Genomic DNA, 17,976 nt, shown 5'->3' with positions numbered 1-17,976 from the left:
GCAAAACGTTAGATGAGGACTAATAAAAATTAATAAACAGGGGTGCTGTCATGCATAATGGGAAGTTATATTGGCCGGAAACGTATTTGAAGAAAACGTATAAAGATGAAATAGATATGCATTATGATGTTGTGGTTATCGGCGGTGGAATGAGTGGGGCGTTAACTGCATATCGTGTAGCAGAAGCGGGTTATCATACATTGCTAGTCGATAAAGCTGAAATTGGTGGTGCAAGTAGTGCAGCGAATACAGGTTTAATGCAATATATGAGTGATAAATTATTACATGAATGTGTTAAAGATTTCGGAGCTCTTGAAGCTTATCATTTCTATAAAGCAAGTAAAGAAGGTCTAGAAGATATCGAGCAGTTATCTCATAAACTTGATGCACGTGTCAACTTTATAAAACGTGATAGTTTATTTATAGCATCTACAAAGCGTGATAAGAAGACGATTAAAGATGAATATGAAGCATTAAGATATTTTGATTTCCCTGTTGATTATGTTAAGCAAGAACAATTGAAAGAAGATTATGGAATTGATAAGTATAATGCATTAATCACACATGAAGATGCTGAAATTAATCCGTATGTATTTGTAAATGAAATTGTAAAATATGCACATGATCATTTCCATCTTGATGTGCTGGAGCATACTGAACTTATAAAATATAAAGCTGGAAATAAAAATGTTGGATGCCAATTTAACAATCAAACAGTTACAACAGATAAACTGGTTATGACAACAGGTTATGCCAAAAATAAAATAACAAGACGTTATATTAATCGTGAAGAGTTTGTCGCAAGTTATGCTGTTGTGACAGAACCGATTCATGAGAACCAATTCTGGAAAGATAAAGCGATGATTTGGGAATCAGCAAGGCCTTACCTTTATATTCGACATGTCCCGGGAAATAGAGTTTTGATTGGGGGGTTAGATGAGAAGACAGATAAAATCCCCGATGAAAAACATATACAAAAACAAGGCAAACGTTTGATTAAAGCATTTAATAAGCTTTATCCAGAACTTGAACTAACTATTGAATATGCATATGGAGCAAGATTTGGGGAAACGAAAGATGGTAAACCATTTATTGGAAGGTTAGAGGGAGATGCAGAAATATACGGGCTATATGGCTATGGTGGGAACGGTACTGTTTACTCTTCTTTTGGCAGCAAGTTACTTTTGGATATGATAGAGGGTAAATACAATCCATTGTCTGAACTATTTAAGGTGAAGCGATAATTTATGCATATAATATGGTATTAGGGCATTTGTTTATGAATTTAATATTATTTAAATTTATAAATATTGGGTATTTATAAAGTACTACGCTTTTAGGAGGAATATTTATGATTACAAATCCATTAACAAAGCATTTTAATGATAAGTTTGAGAAACAGCCTCAAGAGTACCCTGGTATTCAAAGTAAGATGAAGCCTGTTCCAGACTGTGGCGAAGAGAGCTACAAAGGTGCAGAGAAATTAGTAGGTAAGAAAGCGCTTGTCACAGGTGGAGACTCTGGTATTGGCCGTGCTGCAGCAATTGCTTATGGTAAAGAAGGTGCCGATGTAGCCATTAACTATCATCCTGAAGAGCAATCTGATGCTGAAGAGGTAAAGCAGATTATTGAATCAGTAGGTCAGAAATGTATCTTAATCCCTGGAGATTTGCGTGATAAGCAGTTCGCAAAAGATGTAGTTATAAAAGCTTGTGAGGCTTTAGGTGGTTTAGATATATTAGTGCTAAATGCAGGAATGCAACAATTTGAATATGATATTGAAAATTTGGATGAAGCGCAATTACGTGACACATTTGAAGTGAATGTATTCTCTAATGTATTCTCAATTCAGCAAGCTTTGAAATATTTACAGCCGGGCTCAAGCATTATCATTACAAGTTCAATTCAAGGTGTGAAACCAAGTCAGCAACTTGTTGATTATGCGATGACAAAAAGTTGTAATATCTCTATGACAAAGTCTTTGGCGGCACAACTAGGACCAAAAGGTATTCGAGTAAACAGTGTTGCACCTGGTCCAATATGGACACCTTTACAAATCAGTGGTGGTCAGTCTCAAGAGAAAATTCCCGAATTCGGTCAAAAAGAACCGTTACAACGTGCAGGTCAACCGGTTGAGCTTGCTGATGTGTATGTATTACTTGCAAGTGATAATGCAAGTTATATTACCGGTCAAGTTTACGGTGTAACTGGTGGATCACCAATTAACTAATTACTGATAGATAAATATGAATAAGTTAAATGGCATCATATTTTTAGACAAATAGTTTAAGCCTCTAACAATGCTAGAGGCTTTTAATATCTTAAGTAACTTAGTAATTACAAATCACACCACGTACTTTATGTTTACCCGCGGGTAAGCGCTTCTTCCCTTGTATCCCGAAGTATTCTTCAAGTGTTACATTATTCTGCTTGATACGCGTTGCATGTGTACGACCTACATATCGAATATGCCATGGCTCATACATAAAACCTGTAATTTTCTCTTTTCCTTTTAAGTATCGAATAATAAATCCATATTTGTGTGCATTATTTTGTAAATATTTGGATGCGCGCGTATATTCAAAAGCAGTCGTTAATGTTCCATAGTTTGTACCATCTTTAATATCCATTGCTAATCCTAATTGATGTTCGCTTGTCCCAGGTTTAGCAGATATACGATTTGCATAAGCAGTGCCATATTGATAGACATAATTATTGTATAAATATTTTTGCGTAGTGTAAGATCTATAACCGTATGCACCAGGTTGACCTACGACATCTAAAATAATACCTTGGCGTTTCGCATCAGCTTTCATCTTTTTATACATACTAATCATTGTTTTGTCTGCTCCGGGATTATGACGCTTTGACATAAAGTATTGTTTATTGGCAATAGGGACAGCATTAATTCTTGAAACGGACTTATGGCTAATAGAAATATAACAACTTTTATTCACTTTAGCGGCATGGGTGTCATGTACAGGCATTAACGATGTTAAAGTAATAAGGCTAGCAACAGTGATTTTAGTTGAAATTTTCATGATAAGCTCCTTTTTATTATTTTCACTCACATTATAATAAGATTTGTTAAATTTGGCTACTAGGTTATGAGGGATAATAATAAGAAGACACCACTTAAAGTTGAACAGTGAGATGCAGCTTTAAGTGGTGTTTTAAGTTGGTTTGAACGTGTTATATGCTTAAATTATTGTTCATAATCAAATGCAGTTTGAATGATCCCTTTTAATTCGCTGATTAATGGTTCTTTAGGGTTTGCTGTTGTACATTGATCTTCATATGCAAGTTCAGCCATTTTATCAATTGTTGAAGCAAGTACTTCTTCTGTTACACCTTGTGCTTTTAAGTTCATATCAATACCAACAGATTGACCTAATTCATATACAGCTGTTGCTAATGCTTCTACAAGCGCTTCTGTTGTTTCTCCTTTTAAACCTAAGAATCTCGCAATGTCTGCATAATCCGTATGTGCTCTAAAGAATTCATATTTAGGGAACAATGCATGTTTTTGTGGATCTTTCGCATTGTATCGAATGACGTGTGGTAATAAAATGGCATTTGTACGACCATGTGGGATGCCATATTCTCCACCAATTTTATGTGCGATAGAGTGTGTAATGCCTAAGAATGCATTCGCAAATGCCATACCCGCCATTGTAGAAGCGTTATGCATTTTTTCTCTTGATAATTTATCGCCTTTTTCTACAGATTGTTTTAAATATTCAAATGTTAATTTGATCGCTTGTAAACTTAATCCACGTGTATAATCTGATGCCATTATAGACACGTAAGATTCGATCGCATGTGTTAATACGTCCATACCAGTATCTGCAGTTACGCTTTTTGGAACACTCATTACAAATTGTGGGTCAATGATTGCAACATCAGGTGTTAATGCATAATCTGCTAATGGATATTTTACATGTGTCTCACTGTCTGTAATAACAGCAAATGGTGTCACTTCTGAACCAGTGCCTGAAGTTGTTGGAATACAGATGAATTTAGCATTTTCAGGTTTTCCAATTTTGTAGGCACGTTTACGAATGTCTAAGAATTTTTGTTTTGCGCCAAAGAATGATGTTTCAGGGTGTTCAAAGAACATCCACATTGCTTTAGCAGCATCCATTGCAGAACCACCGCCGAGCGCAATAATTGTATCTGGTTTAAAGTCCATAATGATTTCTAAACCTTTATAAACTGTATTTGTAGATGGGTTTGGCTCAACATCACTAAAGATTTTCACTTGAGGTTGAATACTTCTTCTTTGTAACACTTCCTGTACTAATTTTGCGTAACCAAATTCCACCATACCAGGGTCGCATACAAGCATCACACGTTCAACTTTCTCCATTTCGGCAAGGTAAAGTAAAGAATTTTGTTCGAAATAAATTTTAGGTGGTAACTTGAACCATTGCATGTTGTTACGGCGATTGGCAATCGTTTTAATATTGATTAAATCTTGAGAAGATACGTTATGAGAAACAGAGTTCTTACCGTGAGAACCACAACCTAAAGTTAAAGATGGAATTAACTCATTATACATATCTCCGATGCCTCCTGCAGCAGATGGTGTATTTACTAAAATACGGCAAGCTTTCATGCGTAAACCGAATGCTTTTTGTAATTGTTCATCTTCTGTATGGATAACGGCTGTATGTCCTAGACCACCGAGGTTTAACATGCCGTCACATAATTTTAATGCTTGCTCAGTTGAAGCGGCTTTAACCATTGCGAGCACAGGTGATAATTTTTCACGAGATAGTGGGTAAGCTTCTCCTACACCATCTAACTCTGCAATGATAATTTTTGTTCCGTCAGGTACTTTTATACCAGCGAGTTCAGCAATTTTCATCGCAGAAGCACCAACAATTTCTGGTCGCACTGCGTATTTATCTTCGTTCATTACAGCTTTTTCAAGTAAAGGTAATTCTTTTTTTGAAACGAAATAACATTGGTGTGCCGCAAATTCAGCTTTTACTGCTTCGTAGATATCTTTATCTACAATTACTGCTTGTTCAGATGCACAAATCATACCGTTATCGAAAGCTTTTGAAGCAATTACATCGTTTACAGCACGCTTAATATGTGCTGATTTCTCGATATAAGATGGGACGTTACCTGGACCAACACCAAGTGCCGGTTTACCAGTTGAATACGCTGATTTCACCATACCTGCACCACCTGTTGCAAGAACTAAGGCAATTTTTTCGTGGTTCATTAATTGTTTCGTTGCTTCTACTGAAGGTGTTTCAATCCATTGAATTGCATGAACTGGAGCACCTGCTTTAATCGCTGCATTTAATACCACTTGAGCAGCAGCTTTTGAAGATTCTTGTGCGCTTGGATGGAATGCGAAGATGATTGGGTTACCTGTTTTAATCGCAATCATCGCTTTGAATATTGTTGTTGAAGTTGGGTTTGTTGTAGGTGTTACACCACACAATACACCGACAGGTTCGGCCACGTATGTTAATCCTTTTTGTTTATCTTCGCCGATCACACCAACTGTTTTGTTATCTTTAATTGAGTTCCAGATATATTCAGAAGCATATAAGTTTTTAATTGCTTTATCTTCATATACACCGCGACCCGTTTCTTCAAAGGCAAGTTTTGCTAAATGCATATGATGTTCTACTGCTGCCATACTCATTTCGTGAACAATATGATCGATTTCTTCTTGCGATTTCGTTGCTAATACACTTAAAGCAACTTGTCCATTTTCGGCTAAAGTATCGATCATTTGTTTTACTGTGATTTCATGAGCCATCGCTTTTTGTTCAGTTTCTTTTTTCTCTAATACTGCTACCATTGTTGTTTCCTCCTAAAATAATTAATATTATATTTTTGAATTGTGAATCATTTCACAAATAATATAATACAGATTATATAACAGGTAAAGTGTATGCATAAAAAAAGATGGGCAATAAAAATAAAATATGTCTGAAGTTCATCATGGAAAACAGGGGTATTTGTGTAAGCGTATGCAAGCAACTGTAAAATAATATGTTTTAAAATAAGACACATAGATAAATGTGAACGAATTAAAAAATTATCATAAAATAAAGTAAAAAATTTCATTGATAGTTGAAATGATGACGTTTACATTTCGTTTCATTTTATAAAATAGAAGAATAAAAAATCAAAAAAAACAAGTTTGTGATTTAAATCACAAACTTGTTTCATCTGTATAGTTACATAAAAGAGAGGTATTTAAGATTAGTCGCCAATCACGGATAGTTCAATATCAATTGAATTTTTTAGTGCCTTTGAATAAGGACAGTAATTATGTGCTTTTTCAACAAACGCTTCTGCTATGGATTGTTCTAGTCCTTCAATACGCACTTCTAATTCTGCTGCTAATTTAACTCCGCCATCAGTTTTGTCGCTTAATAACATAGCAGTGCCTCTTACCTCTGGATGTATATCATTGTGACCTGATTGCTTAAGTATCAGCATTAATGCACTATTGAAACAAGCGGCATAACCAGCTGCGAATAATTGTTCAGGGTTAGATTCTGTTGTACCTTTACCACCTAATTCTTTTGGTGCTTCGATGTCTAAATAGAATGTGTTATCTTCGCTAAATACTTTACCGTTACGTCCGCCTTTACTAATGACAGTTGTTTCGTATAATACTTTTTCCATGATAAAAACTCCTTTTAAATTGAAATTGATTTTTATTAATCGTGCGCGATTGATATTTATCATATTAAACTTTATAATGGTTTAAGTCAACAATAAGGGGTTATTGATTTTGAATAAATCGTGAACGATTGGAGTAATTCATGGATACTAAAGGAAGTAACTTATCAAAGCAATTATGTTTTTCGTATTATAATGTCAACAGACTGTTTAATCAGTTTTACAAGTCATCATTAAAAGATTTCAATGTAACATATACGCAATATCTGGCATTAGTAAGCTTGTGGGACAAGCCAAGTCAAACATTACATGAACTAGGAAAAGAATTAGATTTGGCGAGTAACACGTTAACACCATTACTAAAACGTTTAGAAGAGAAAGGTTATGTTGTAAGGCTGCGACCTGAAAAGGATAAACGTCAGTTAATTGTACAATTAACGGAAGACGGTAGAGTGTTACAACAAAGGATAGAAAGTCATTTAGCGAAATGCTTTTCCTCTATAGAAGGGTTAACACCAGAGAAATCAATGGAACTGATTGAAGAGAATAATAGAATAATAGATCAGTTACAGAAGGTGTCATTTAAATAGTGTTTGTTAAAGTGAGGATATCCTAACGGTGATATAATATGAATGATAAATAATAATTGAGGTGTATCAAATGTTAAAAGAACAATTAGACGAAATATTTGCTGGTAATGTTGCTTTAGATGAAGAGGTCGTGAGCACTAAATTTTATGCAATTATTAAACGATTATCACCCGATGAGGCATATGCATTAATCGATGAAGCAATTGCTTATTTAATCACATTGAAAGAAAGTGAAGCGATTGCATATATGTTAGAATTCATCTCAAGTTTATATGGTATTGCTGGTACGAATGAATTAACGCCGCTACATGAAGTGAAAGCAACAGTAATTGATCGACAAGTTGAATTGTACGGTAATCAGTTTGCGCATAATGTACTTAATAATTTAAAGAGAGAACTTGGAACAGCTTAATAATAGAAATTAGAGAAGGTAACCGTAAAAGGCTATCTTCTTTTATTTTTTGAATTTATTTGTTGACATTAGTTAGGTACCGAACTATAATTTGATATATCGATAAGGTACCTAACTAATTATGGAGGAATAAATATTATGGAAATAAGAGAAATGCTTATTAATAAAATTAACCAGATTGCCGTCGCCACAAGAATTATTGGAAACAAAGGAACAAATCATCCAGCTGGGCAGCAACGCGTATTAGAAGTATTGCATAAAGAAGATGGTTTAATACAAAGTTATTTAGCAGAAGTATTGGATTTAAGACCAAGTTCTCTCGCAGAGCTTGTAAAGAAACTTGAAATGAAAAATGCCGTAACACGTATTGAAGATGCACAAGATAAACGTATTAAACGTGTTTATTTAACACCCTCAGGAAGAGCGCATATTGAACAGTTATTACAGCACAATGGAAGGCAGGACAATTTATTTGAAGGATTGACAGAAAGTGAATTGCAATCTTTAAACACGTTGTTAGATAAAGTAATGGCAAGTTGGAATGATGAATTAAGACAACAAACGAATCGTTTTATGAATCCAGGTAAACGAATGGAGAAAATGGAACAATTTAAACAAGCAATATTCGAACAAACTGGAAAAGACATGAATGAATTGACATTTAAAGAGTTACGTTCATTAAGAAGAGACATGTTTAGAAGAGGAGCACATAATGGAACAGACAAATAAACAGGAACAAACACAGAATAGTAATTTTAAAACGAAAGATTTCGTTAAATTCGTAACTACAATGAACCCAAAGAAAAAAGTATTTGCAATAGGGATGCTGTTTACATTATTAACAAGCGGTGCAGCCCTTGTCGTACCACAACTAACAAAAAATTTAGTCGATGGCAGCAGATTAACACAAATGAACATGTCATTATTATTTGTACTTGTATTAGCTTTCGTAGCGCAATTAGCATTTGGTGCATTAGGGAGTTATTTATTACGCTTTAGCGGGGAGCATACTGTTAAACAATTACGTGAAAAGCTATGGGATCACTTGCTCACATTACCAGTAAAATATTATGACGATCACAAATCCGGAGAAACGAGTTCAAGATTAGTTAATGATACTACGGTCATTAAAGAATTGATGACGTCCCACTTTCCTAACTTTATTGCCGGGGGAATACAACTTATTGGTTCGATGATTATCTTATTTATTATGGACTGGAAAATGGCAGGTTTAATGTTTCTTGCTGTCCCTGTAATTGGATTAATTATGGTGCCGATTGGAAGAATGATGTCGAAGATAGGTCGTGAATTACAAACGGCAACTGCAGCATTTAATGCGGATGCGAGTGAGAAATTATCAGAAATCCGTTTAATAAAATCGAGTAACGGCGAGCAGTTCGAACAACAATCAGGTCGTAATTTAATTATGAATGTCTTTAAATTAGGGATTAAAGATGCGAAAGTCGAAGCGGTATTACAACCGATTATGATGACTGCAATGATTGGCTTATTCGTTATTGTATTAGGATATGGTGCAGTTCGCGTACAGGACGGTAGTTTAACAAGCGGCCAGTTTGTCGCATTCTTATTATATTTATTTAATATTATGATGCCGGTTGGAAGTTTCGCGATATTCTTCTCGCAATTACAAAAGGCTATGGGTGCAACAGAACGCGTTGTTCAATTGATGGATATGCCTTCAGAACAATTAACACAAGGTTTAACTCAAGACGTTTCAGGTAAAACTATTCAATTTGATAAAGTTTCATTCCAATATGAAGCTGATCGTCCGATACTTAAAGATATTTCATTCGAAGCAAAAGAAAATACAGTTGTCGCATTTGTTGGCCCAAGTGGTGGTGGTAAATCAACAATCTTCTCTTTGCTTGAAAGATTTTACGATCCAAAGACGGGTCAAATTAACATTGGTGATACAAATATTGCTGATATGCAATTACATTCGTGGAGAAGTCAAATTGGATTTGTTTCGCAAGATAGTGCGGTATTTGCAGGGACAATTCGTGATAATCTACAGTATGGTTTAGACCGTATTTTATCAGATGATGAATTATGGCAAGGTTTATCTTTAGCGTATGCAGCTTCGTTTGTAAGAGATTTTCCAGAGCAACTGGATACTGAAATTGGAGAAAGAGGTGTGAAGCTTTCAGGTGGTCAGAAACAAAGAATAGCGATTGCACGTGCGTTCTTACGTGACCCACAAATCTTAATGTTAGATGAAGCGACTGCATCACTAGATTCACAGTCAGAAGAACAAGTCCAACGTGCATTAAATCAATTGATGGAAGGACGTACAACACTAGTTATTGCGCACCGTTTATCAACAATAGTGGATGCAGATCAAATTCACTTTGTTGAACAAGGTACAATTACTGGTTCTGGCACACATCAGGAGTTGATTGAGTCACATGTATTGTACCGTGATTATGTGAAAGAACAGATAGTGAATTAAGGACTATGATGAAGTGTCAATCCTCTTTATAATAAAATTAATATAACTCGGGGAGCAGTGAAGAGATGAAAGTCCTATTAATTGAAGATAATGAAACATTAGGTGGATTTCTAAAGGATATTTTAACTTTAAAAAAATATTATGTTGAGTGGTTAAAAGATGGTATCGATGTTGACTTCTATTGTCAAACGGGTGGTTATGATATTTTATTACTAGATTGGATGTTACCATCCACCACTGGTATTGAAGTTATTAAAAAGTTACGTGCACAAAATATTCAGCTTCCTGTCATTATGCTGACTGCAAAATCTGAAGTATCTGATAAAGTTGAAGGATTAACTACAGGGGCGGATGATTATTTAACAAAACCATTCGATATGGACGAGCTAGAGGCGAGGATGATATCAGTAGTAAAACGATATCAAGCGCTAGGAAATAATACTAAATCAATTGGCAATATAACTTTAGATATAATAAAACATGAATTTTTAATTGAAGAATCTATAATAAATTTAACACAAAAAGAATACCAATTATTAGAATTATTATTTTTAAATCAAATTGTTTCACGCGAAATGATTCTAGAAAAAATTTGGAGCATAGATCAAATAGTAGGAGATAATAATATTGACGCACTTATACGATTATTAAAGAAGAAGTTGGTAGCGGTTCATGCCAATGTAAAAGTAAAAAACATCCGTGGAGTGGGATATAAGTTGGAAGTGATGCAATGAAGTCATATCAATTTAGGGATGCTTTCATACGATACACACTCTTGCTCACTGCTATTATGTTTGTTTTATATGGTAGTTTAATATTTATCTATAATAATCAAGTAAATACTGAGATTAAAGAAACTTCTGAACAAAATTTAAAAGATTTGAAGGTAGATATACAATCAAAAGAAAGCATTAATAAAGGTAGATATTATATTATCCAATCAAAAGGTCATATTGAAAATCATTCAAAATTATCATACGCCACAATTTCAAAAATATTAGAAAGAATGAAAAATAGTAAATCCTACAAATATGAAGGAACTTCTGGTATTTTTTATATCATTAAAGATAGAATGGATCAGAAAACGATATATAGCATTACTGATGTATCCGATTATGAGGAAACAAAAGATTTATTATATAATTTAATGTTATTTCTAATGTTGTTTACACTATTATTTATAGTCGGAGCTGCTTATTATCTTGCAATTAAACCGATAAGAGCGTATGAAGAAATGTTACGATCACATCAAACATTTCTTCAAAACACTACACATGAAATGAAGACGCCAATCGCTTCAGTATCACTTGGTATAGATTATATTAAGGCGCTAGAACCAAATCTTACAGATAAGAGCTTACAATCGATATCTAAAATGAAACAGGAAATTCAGTATATACAATCATTAATCTCTAAAACTTTAAATATCTCTTCCAAAATAGATAGAGTTGCAGTTAATATTATTCCGATATTAGATTATACGATCGAACAATTCGAAAACTTATTTCAAATGAAAATTGAGAGAAATTATGATGCATCAATTATCTACACTGTTAATGAAGATGACATTAAACAAATTATGACTATTCTGTTAGATAACGCTATTAAACACAACTGCCAGTTAGTAGACATTAGAGTGAAAGCTATGATTAAAGAACAACATTTAATTCTGGAAGTTATTGATAACGGTATAGGTATTCAACAAGATCAAATCCCGTTTATATTTGATCGTTATTACCGAGGGAATACCGGAATAGAAGGTTCAGGTTTAGGTTTAGATATACTAAAATTAATTATAAAACAATATAATGGGACAATTGAAGTACAGTCAGAACAATATAAACAAACCAAATTCATTCTAACTTTGTAGACTGATATTGTTTTTTTCAGTTTCGTTTCAGTTTCTATTGTTATATTTATTTCGACGAATAAACAATGGAGATGAAAACAATGGATACAAAAACGAAAAAAATGATGAATAAAGTTCCTCAGATTACAGTATTTTTTTGGGTTATTAAAATTTTATGTACGACAGTTGGAGAAACATTTGCAGACTTTATAAATTTTAATATCGGTTTAGGTTTAACTGTTACAACTTTGATTATGGGTATCGCTTTAATAATAGCCTTAATATTTCAATTTAAGACGAACCGCTATCGTCCTTTAATTTATTGGATAACAGTTGTATTACTAAGTGTATTCGGAACGTTAGTGACAGATAATTTAACCGATAATCTAAGTGTTCCATTAGAAGTTAGTACAATTGTATTTTTAATATTATTAGGATTAACATTTTTATTATGGTATATCAGTGAGAAAACATTATCAATTCATTCAGTCTTTACATTAAAAAGAGAAATATTTTATTGGTTAACAATTCTTTTCACTTTTGCATTAGGAACTGCAGTTGGAGATTTATATTCTGAACAATTAGGCTTGGGATATTTATATACAGGTATCGGTGTTACGTTAATTATCGCAGCCATTTATATAGCATATAAATATTTTAAATTAAATAGTATATTAGCATTTTGGATGGCATACATTTTGACTCGTCCACTAGGTGCATCGCTAGGGGATTTATTATCTCAACCGAAGACAAACGGCGGTTTAGGCTTTGGTACGACAATAACAAGTATTATTTTCTTAGTAGCCATTTTGGGTATCATCATCTATTTAGCTACTTCAAAAATTGATAGAGTAGAGTCAACAAATATAGCAACGATAACTATTAATTCTCAGCAACAAAAACGTGTTTTATTTCAGACCATAATTGTACTTGCTGTATCGTTAGCATTAGGTGTTGGTGGTTACACTGTGAGAATGCACAGTATTCATCAAGCCAATCATAAAGTAAGTTTCAAATCTGAAATGAAGCAATTTGCAACGATAGAATTGGCTATAAATGATGCTGCGAAAAAACAAGATTTTAAACTTGTAAATAAAAAAGCAGATCAATTAGAGCGTGATTGGGATAAACAAGAACCGAAACTCAGATCTTTAGATAGTAAGCAATGGACACAAGTGGATGTTACAATCGATGGTGTATTATCAGCAGCGAGAGATAGCCAGTCAAGTACAGCAAAAATTGCAAATGCAGTGAAGCAATCTCAAGATGTAATCCATTCGCTTAATTAAAAATTATATGGAGGAGATTGTTTCATGACAGATTATCGTTATTCAAAAAGGTATATCATTATAATTTCAGTATTTTTCTTAAGTATATTTTTATTTATATCCTTAGGGTTAGAATTAAAGATAAAATGGGTACATCAAATGGATTTATCAACATTTAATTGGTGGATGACGCATTTTGGAGAACCACAAATGAATTTTTCAGGTGGATTTATAACGAGTTATTTTACGATTTTTGCAAAATATTTTGATGTATTGTCTGTAGTTGTTATGACATTAGTAACTGCAGTTTACTTTATTCGTAAACATTATTACATCTTCAGTATATGGTTAATTACCGTAGTAGCCTCAGGTGGAATATTAGGAATCTTTTTAAAAAAGTTGTTTAATAGACCGAGACCGTATGATCATCTTTTACAGGATACAGGATTTTCATTTCCCAGTGGACATTCGCTTTCAAGTACCTTGTTTGCTTTGATAGTATTAATTATCTTAATTCCAAGGTTGCAGAAGTTATCTCAACAATTTTTTGCAAATGTTTTAGTACTTATATGTTGGTGGAGTATTTTAATAAGCAGACTGTACTTTCATGCACACTTTTTAACAGATGTTATCGGTGGTGTTGCTTTCAGTGTGTTCTGGATAATGTTCTGTATGGTGATGTATGAGAAAATATTTGAACCGGTTGGAAATAAAATGATAAAAAATAATAAAAAGTTAAATTTAATGAAATAAAAAATTGTTACTGATGAACCTGCACACATTATTGTTTCATATATTACTTGTTAAACAAGGAGATTATGCATTACATTTGCTAATATTGGAGTATTACAACAATGGTAGACAGGAATCACCTGAGACGATTGCACAAATGATTGCGATGATTACTTTGAATGATCCAATGAAAGCAATGCAGAATATGAATGGAAAGGAGAGCTGATTTTTAAAGAAACAATAGCCCCTAGTTGATTTATTCAACTTGAGGCTATTGTTTTATCTAAATTAAAGGAACTAATAAATGACTATCATATTGTCCACCTGTGTAAATTGTATGTTTGCCACTATTAATTGTTTCTGCATGTTCGTATCTTGTTTTAAGGCCGAATGAACTGTTACCTTTAACAATCTCACTAGCTTTCACAACGACTTGAATGCTTTCGCCAGCTTTAAAGAATGTACCAGATGGTAATAATTCAATTTCAACAGCTACAATTTCACTAGGTGAAAGTTTAAGTTGACGTTCGTGTTTATGCCATGGTTGTAATGGTGTTGATTTAGTTTCGTCTAGTTCACGATGTGATACACGTAACCAACCTGTCGCAACTTGACCATTTTCAATATGGTTGAAGTCAGGGAAGTACAATTCGTTACCATTTTTATCTAATTTCTTAATGCCAGCAAATAAATCCATATCTTCATTATCTGCGGATACCCATAATTTTAACTTCATATTACCAGTAAGTTCAGTATCTTGTTCAAATACTTTTGTGAATCGTACTTCATCGTTTTCAGATGATGTATCATATGAAATACTTTCCTGTTCATCACTAAGAGTATCTGTCATTTTTAATGTTTTCGCATCTAAATAATAAGGTGTTGCTTTTGTATCTGGTAATGGCCAGCTAGTGGCAGTTTTACGTGTACCTTTATAGAATTTATCTCTTAATTCATATGTAACAGTTGGTGTTTCTTCCCAATCGTTATCTATATCTTTTAAGAAGTGGTCAAAGAATGCTTTTTGCATTTCTAATGCTTCACGCGTGTAGTATGTTTCCCACTCTTTACGACCATGAATGTATAACCATTTTTGTTTTGACCCTGCTTGTTTAAATCCTTCGAAACTACCACGATTATGAAGACCTTGTGTTGACCAACTTGCACAAGCAAGAATAGGAACCTGGATGTCTTTTAAGTTAGCTTGCTTACCTCTCCAATAATCATCAAGCAATGTATGATTATTTTGAAGTTCAACTAAATTTTCTATTTGTTTATTGTCTGGCCATCTTGTAACTAATCCTTGATACCAGAATCTAAAGAAACCAGTGTCAGGAATGCCACCGTGAAACGCTACCTCGCGATACATGTCGTTTAAACCTTCCCATGGTATCATCGCTTTTAAATGTTTTGGTTGTAATGAAGCAACCCACCATTGTGTTACAGCTAAATAAGAAACGCCATTCGTTCCTACCTTGCCATTACTCCATTCTTGTGTACCTGCCCACTCAATTACTTGTGCATAATCTCTCGCTTCATCTAATCCCCAAGGTTTTAATGCACCTAAAGATTTTGAACTACCACGTAAACCTACTTTCACGATAACATAATCGTTTGGTACCCAGAAACCTGGATCAGGAGATTCCTCAGGAGTGAAACTTGATGTTGGAATTGGTCCAAGTGTTGGCCACATTGGCCCCATATTAGTAATTTTTGGTTTGTTATCTTTACCGTAAGTATCTGCTGACATAACAACTGGGAATTTGCCAGGTTTGTTTGGTCGGAAGACATTTACGTATAGAATTTCACCATCCTGCATTGTTACTTCTACGTCTTTTTCCATAATCATTTCTTGGTATCCATATTGTACGCTATCTACTACAATATGATTAATCCCTGTTTTTAGTGTGTCTTTGTCTGTTACTGTTAATTTTGGATTGCCCATTAATGTGTTGTTCATAATAATCATTTCCTTTCGTGTTTTGAATATACACCTATACTAGCCCCGTTTAGAGATAGCTACAATCATCAATACACTTAAGGTTGGCGGTTTTCCAACACATTAACTAAAATTGTGGTATAAATAACTAAAAGTGATTTAAATAGAGGTGTATTATAAATGAAACAAGATCGAAGAGTAAGTAAATCACAAAAGGTAATAAAAGAAGCATTTATTGCTTTATTGGATAAGCAAAGTTTTGAATCGATTACTGTGCAAGGTATATCGGATTTAGCTGATGTGAATCGAAGTACGTTTTATGCACATTATTTAGATAAATTTGATTTACTGGATAAACTAGAAGATGAGTATATTGATAAGATTCGAAATGAAATAGAAGATGTAGATCGTTCTAACGCATATACTGTTTATGATGTGATGAAATCGTTAATCAATCATATCGATGAAGACATGACGTTTTACAAAATGATGTTTATGCTTGATAAAGATAGTGGTATTGAGAGAAAACTCTATTTATTATTGAATGAACATTTAAATAAATTTATGAAGCGCAAAGAAACTATCGGTGGTATACCTTTTGATTACTTTATGAGCTATATTACAGGAGCAGGTATTGCTTTGATTAAATATTGGATATTAGATACTAATAAGATATCAAGTGAAGATTTAATCGAACACTTTTATAAAATTGTGACACAAGGTCCTGCACAGATTATTGCCGAGGAAATAGAGTGATAAAAACGGACGAAAATGTGTGTAATAGGAAATAAGGAGATAATAATGACGACTTTTAATAATTTAGAATGGACAAGAGCTCCTAAAGTTTACGAGATAACAGATGAATGTATACAAATTACGACAGTGCCTAACACAGATCTATGGCAACGCACTTATTATGGCTTCCAAAATGACAATGCACCCGTACTTCAAATGACAACGGATGAAGAATACTTTTCATTTACAGTAAAAACATCCTTTGATACGAAACGTCGCTTTGATCAGTGCGGTATTGTTATATATCTGAATAGCGATAATTGGTTGAAAGCTTCTATTGAGTATGAGAATGAGTCATTTCAACGATTAGGTAGCGTGGTTACGAATGATGGTTATTCAGACTGGGCATCGTTTGATATTGATAGTGCTATCAAATCTATGTGGTATCGCTTGAGCCGTCGCGAAAGTGATTACTGTATCGAGTATTCAGAAGATGGCGTTACTTATAAACAAATGAGAATTGCGCATCTTAACCATGGAGAAGGTACTATTAAGTTTGGTATCTATGCATGTTCTCCTGAAGATTCTTCATTTGAAGCGGTATTTACTGAAATGAATATCGGGCCTTGTCAGTGGGAAGCCCATAAATAAATAAAGCGCCTTATCACTATAATTATTATCAGGGATAGGGCGCTTATTGTGTATTTAGTTGTACGCTTCTACAAAAGCTTCAATAGAGTCATAGTTTTTACGTTCTTCAACTGTGCTAGGATCAAGGTGTGCGAAGAAATGATCTTCTACTGAGAAGTAAGTGCCATCTTCAGAACCTGTACCAGATACAGTATATGCTAAGTTTTTCTCAGTAAAGTAAGTTTTTAATTCATTAAATAAATTTTCACGGTCTTCAATGTATTGCTTTAATTCGTGATTTTCGAAGTGATAGTTATCTACTAAAGTTACACCATCAGCAAGTCCCGGTTTTGTCATATCCGGAATCTCTTCCCAGTCGATTTCAATATCACCTAAAAATGTAAGGTTTGTTAATGGGTATGTTACATCTCCTACAGTATGTTCATAGTACGGTGGGAAATCTTTGTACTGTATTTCATAATCATAGTCATCAATCTTTGTAATGAAAGGTAAAGCTTCTACCCATTGAATTAACTTTTCTTCACTGTCGAATATACCGATGTTTTTAATGTGATGTTCACTTGTAAATTTTAATAAGAACATGTATGTTCACTCCTTAAGGATATTATGCTTACGCCATCATGATATAGCTTAATTACTAATACTTCAAATAATAACATATTGTTATTAC

18 protein-coding genes are annotated in these 17,976 nt (G+C 33.7%); 13 read left to right on the top strand and 5 right to left on the bottom strand.

Features of this window, described 5'->3' with window-relative positions; translation table 11 throughout:
• The first annotated feature begins 50 nt into the window (after positions 1 to 50).
• Both OCL94_RS10920 and OCL94_RS10915 read left to right on the top strand, forming a co-directional pair.
• Positions 51 to 1,244 (top strand): NAD(P)/FAD-dependent oxidoreductase, encoded by a 1,194-nt coding sequence (locus tag OCL94_RS10920; protein WP_262996956.1) that lies wholly within the window; start codon positions 51 to 53, stop codon positions 1,242 to 1,244.
• Between the two features lie 107 nt (positions 1,245 to 1,351).
• Entirely contained in the window at positions 1,352 to 2,230 is an 879-nt protein-coding gene (locus OCL94_RS10915; RefSeq protein WP_262996955.1) for an SDR family oxidoreductase, read from the top strand.
• Positions 2,231 to 2,330: 100 nt separating this feature from the next.
• Here OCL94_RS10915 and OCL94_RS10910 read toward each other — a convergent pair whose 3' ends face one another.
• From OCL94_RS10910 to OCL94_RS10900, 3 genes are all read right to left on the bottom strand, one after another.
• Complete coding sequence (locus OCL94_RS10910; RefSeq protein ID WP_262996954.1) at positions 2,331 to 3,041, bottom strand: M15 family metallopeptidase; 711 nt, start codon at positions 3,039 to 3,041, stop codon at positions 2,331 to 2,333.
• A gap of 164 nt (positions 3,042 to 3,205) precedes the next feature.
• Positions 3,206 to 5,827 (bottom strand): bifunctional acetaldehyde-CoA/alcohol dehydrogenase, encoded by a 2,622-nt coding sequence (gene adhE / locus OCL94_RS10905; RefSeq protein WP_317618561.1) that lies wholly within the window; start codon positions 5,825 to 5,827, stop codon positions 3,206 to 3,208.
• A gap of 407 nt (positions 5,828 to 6,234) precedes the next feature.
• Complete coding sequence (locus OCL94_RS10900; protein ID WP_262996953.1) at positions 6,235 to 6,663, bottom strand: organic hydroperoxide resistance protein; 429 nt, start codon at positions 6,661 to 6,663, stop codon at positions 6,235 to 6,237.
• Between the two features lie 140 nt (positions 6,664 to 6,803).
• Here OCL94_RS10900 and OCL94_RS10895 point away from each other — a divergent pair, with 140 nt between their 5' ends.
• The 9 genes from OCL94_RS10895 to OCL94_RS10855 all read left to right on the top strand — a co-directional run bounded on the left by OCL94_RS10895 (position 6,804) and on the right by OCL94_RS10855 (position 14,207).
• Positions 6,804 to 7,250 carry a MarR family winged helix-turn-helix transcriptional regulator gene (locus tag OCL94_RS10895; RefSeq protein ID WP_262996952.1) on the top strand — a complete coding sequence of 149 codons (447 nt, stop codon included), beginning with the start codon at positions 6,804 to 6,806 and terminating at the stop codon, positions 7,248 to 7,250.
• A 70-nt stretch (positions 7,251 to 7,320) separates the two neighbouring features.
• A complete protein-coding gene (locus tag OCL94_RS10890; RefSeq protein ID WP_262996951.1) occupies positions 7,321 to 7,662 on the top strand; it encodes a hypothetical protein in 342 nt (113 codons plus the stop codon).
• Positions 7,663 to 7,800: 138 nt separating this feature from the next.
• A complete protein-coding gene (locus OCL94_RS10885) occupies positions 7,801 to 8,391 on the top strand; it encodes a MarR family winged helix-turn-helix transcriptional regulator (protein WP_262996950.1) in 591 nt (196 codons plus the stop codon).
• A complete protein-coding gene (locus tag OCL94_RS10880) occupies positions 8,375 to 10,132 on the top strand; it encodes an ABC transporter ATP-binding protein (RefSeq protein WP_262996949.1) in 1,758 nt (585 codons plus the stop codon). The genes OCL94_RS10885 and OCL94_RS10880 overlap by 17 nt, the downstream gene beginning before the upstream one ends.
• Positions 10,133 to 10,197: 65 nt before the next feature.
• Positions 10,198 to 10,866, top strand: a complete 669-nt coding sequence (locus OCL94_RS10875) for a response regulator transcription factor (protein ID WP_262996948.1) — start codon at positions 10,198 to 10,200, stop codon at positions 10,864 to 10,866.
• On the top strand, positions 10,863 to 12,002 hold the full coding sequence (locus OCL94_RS10870) for a sensor histidine kinase (protein WP_262996947.1): 1,140 nt from the start codon (positions 10,863 to 10,865) through the stop codon (positions 12,000 to 12,002). The genes OCL94_RS10875 and OCL94_RS10870 overlap by 4 nt, the downstream gene beginning before the upstream one ends.
• Positions 12,003 to 12,082: 80 nt before the next feature.
• Positions 12,083 to 13,270, top strand: coding sequence for a COG4705 family protein (locus OCL94_RS10865; RefSeq protein ID WP_262996946.1), 1,188 nt, complete (start codon positions 12,083 to 12,085; stop codon positions 13,268 to 13,270).
• A gap of 24 nt (positions 13,271 to 13,294) precedes the next feature.
• Positions 13,295 to 14,002, top strand: a complete 708-nt coding sequence (locus tag OCL94_RS10860; protein ID WP_262996945.1) for a phosphatase PAP2 family protein — start codon at positions 13,295 to 13,297, stop codon at positions 14,000 to 14,002.
• A gap of 13 nt (positions 14,003 to 14,015) precedes the next feature.
• Positions 14,016 to 14,207: a hypothetical protein gene (locus OCL94_RS10855; protein WP_262996944.1), complete on the top strand. Its 192-nt coding sequence runs from the start codon at positions 14,016 to 14,018 to the stop codon at positions 14,205 to 14,207.
• A 57-nt stretch (positions 14,208 to 14,264) separates the two neighbouring features.
• Here the strand turns inward: OCL94_RS10855 and OCL94_RS10850 are convergent, their stop codons facing one another.
• Entirely contained in the window at positions 14,265 to 15,941 is a 1,677-nt protein-coding gene (locus OCL94_RS10850; protein WP_262996943.1) for a CocE/NonD family hydrolase, read from the bottom strand.
• Positions 15,942 to 16,100: 159 nt separating this feature from the next.
• Between OCL94_RS10850 and OCL94_RS10845 the strand changes: the two genes are divergently transcribed.
• Entirely contained in the window at positions 16,101 to 16,676 is a 576-nt protein-coding gene (locus OCL94_RS10845; protein WP_262996942.1) for a TetR/AcrR family transcriptional regulator, read from the top strand.
• 45 nt (positions 16,677 to 16,721) lie between these two features.
• Complete coding sequence (locus tag OCL94_RS10840; protein ID WP_262996941.1) at positions 16,722 to 17,306, top strand: DUF1349 domain-containing protein; 585 nt, start codon at positions 16,722 to 16,724, stop codon at positions 17,304 to 17,306.
• Positions 17,307 to 17,360: 54 nt separating this feature from the next.
• Here the strand turns inward: OCL94_RS10840 and OCL94_RS10835 are convergent, their stop codons facing one another.
• On the bottom strand, positions 17,361 to 17,888 hold the full coding sequence (locus OCL94_RS10835; RefSeq protein ID WP_262996940.1) for a hypothetical protein: 528 nt from the start codon (positions 17,886 to 17,888) through the stop codon (positions 17,361 to 17,363).
• Between the last annotated feature and the right edge of the window lie 88 nt (positions 17,889 to 17,976).

This window comes from Macrococcus capreoli, from assembly GCF_025628935.1.
Taxonomy (GTDB): Bacteria; Bacillota; Bacilli; order Staphylococcales; family Staphylococcaceae; genus Macrococcoides; species Macrococcoides capreoli.
The sequence above is the reverse complement of the archived record's forward strand: the minus strand, read 5'-3'. Positions and strand labels throughout refer to the sequence as shown.

Excerpts from the sequence above, each read along its gene's own strand:
- OCL94_RS10920 (WP_262996956.1), top strand. The coding sequence starts at position 51 with ATGCATAATGGGAAGTTATATTGGCCGGAAACGTATTTGAAGAAAACG.
- OCL94_RS10915 (WP_262996955.1), top strand. The coding sequence starts at position 1,352 with ATGATTACAAATCCATTAACAAAGCATTTTAATGATAAGTTTGAGAAA.
- OCL94_RS10910 (WP_262996954.1), bottom strand. The coding sequence starts at position 3,041 with ATGAAAATTTCAACTAAAATCACTGTTGCTAGCCTTATTACTTTAACA.
- adhE (WP_317618561.1), bottom strand. The coding sequence starts at position 5,827 with ATGGTAGCAGTATTAGAGAAAAAAGAAACTGAACAAAAAGCGATGGCT.
- OCL94_RS10900 (WP_262996953.1), bottom strand. The coding sequence starts at position 6,663 with ATGGAAAAAGTATTATACGAAACAACTGTCATTAGTAAAGGCGGACGT.
- OCL94_RS10895 (WP_262996952.1), top strand. The coding sequence starts at position 6,804 with ATGGATACTAAAGGAAGTAACTTATCAAAGCAATTATGTTTTTCGTAT.
- OCL94_RS10890 (WP_262996951.1), top strand. The coding sequence starts at position 7,321 with ATGTTAAAAGAACAATTAGACGAAATATTTGCTGGTAATGTTGCTTTA.
- OCL94_RS10885 (WP_262996950.1), top strand. The coding sequence starts at position 7,801 with ATGGAAATAAGAGAAATGCTTATTAATAAAATTAACCAGATTGCCGTC.
- OCL94_RS10880 (WP_262996949.1), top strand. The coding sequence starts at position 8,375 with ATGGAACAGACAAATAAACAGGAACAAACACAGAATAGTAATTTTAAA.
- OCL94_RS10875 (WP_262996948.1), top strand. The coding sequence starts at position 10,198 with ATGAAAGTCCTATTAATTGAAGATAATGAAACATTAGGTGGATTTCTA.
- OCL94_RS10870 (WP_262996947.1), top strand. The coding sequence starts at position 10,863 with ATGAAGTCATATCAATTTAGGGATGCTTTCATACGATACACACTCTTG.
- OCL94_RS10865 (WP_262996946.1), top strand. The coding sequence starts at position 12,083 with ATGGATACAAAAACGAAAAAAATGATGAATAAAGTTCCTCAGATTACA.
- OCL94_RS10860 (WP_262996945.1), top strand. The coding sequence starts at position 13,295 with ATGACAGATTATCGTTATTCAAAAAGGTATATCATTATAATTTCAGTA.
- OCL94_RS10855 (WP_262996944.1), top strand. The coding sequence starts at position 14,016 with ATGAACCTGCACACATTATTGTTTCATATATTACTTGTTAAACAAGGA.
- OCL94_RS10850 (WP_262996943.1), bottom strand. The coding sequence starts at position 15,941 with ATGAACAACACATTAATGGGCAATCCAAAATTAACAGTAACAGACAAA.
- OCL94_RS10845 (WP_262996942.1), top strand. The coding sequence starts at position 16,101 with ATGAAACAAGATCGAAGAGTAAGTAAATCACAAAAGGTAATAAAAGAA.
- OCL94_RS10840 (WP_262996941.1), top strand. The coding sequence starts at position 16,722 with ATGACGACTTTTAATAATTTAGAATGGACAAGAGCTCCTAAAGTTTAC.
- OCL94_RS10835 (WP_262996940.1), bottom strand. The coding sequence starts at position 17,888 with ATGTTCTTATTAAAATTTACAAGTGAACATCACATTAAAAACATCGGT.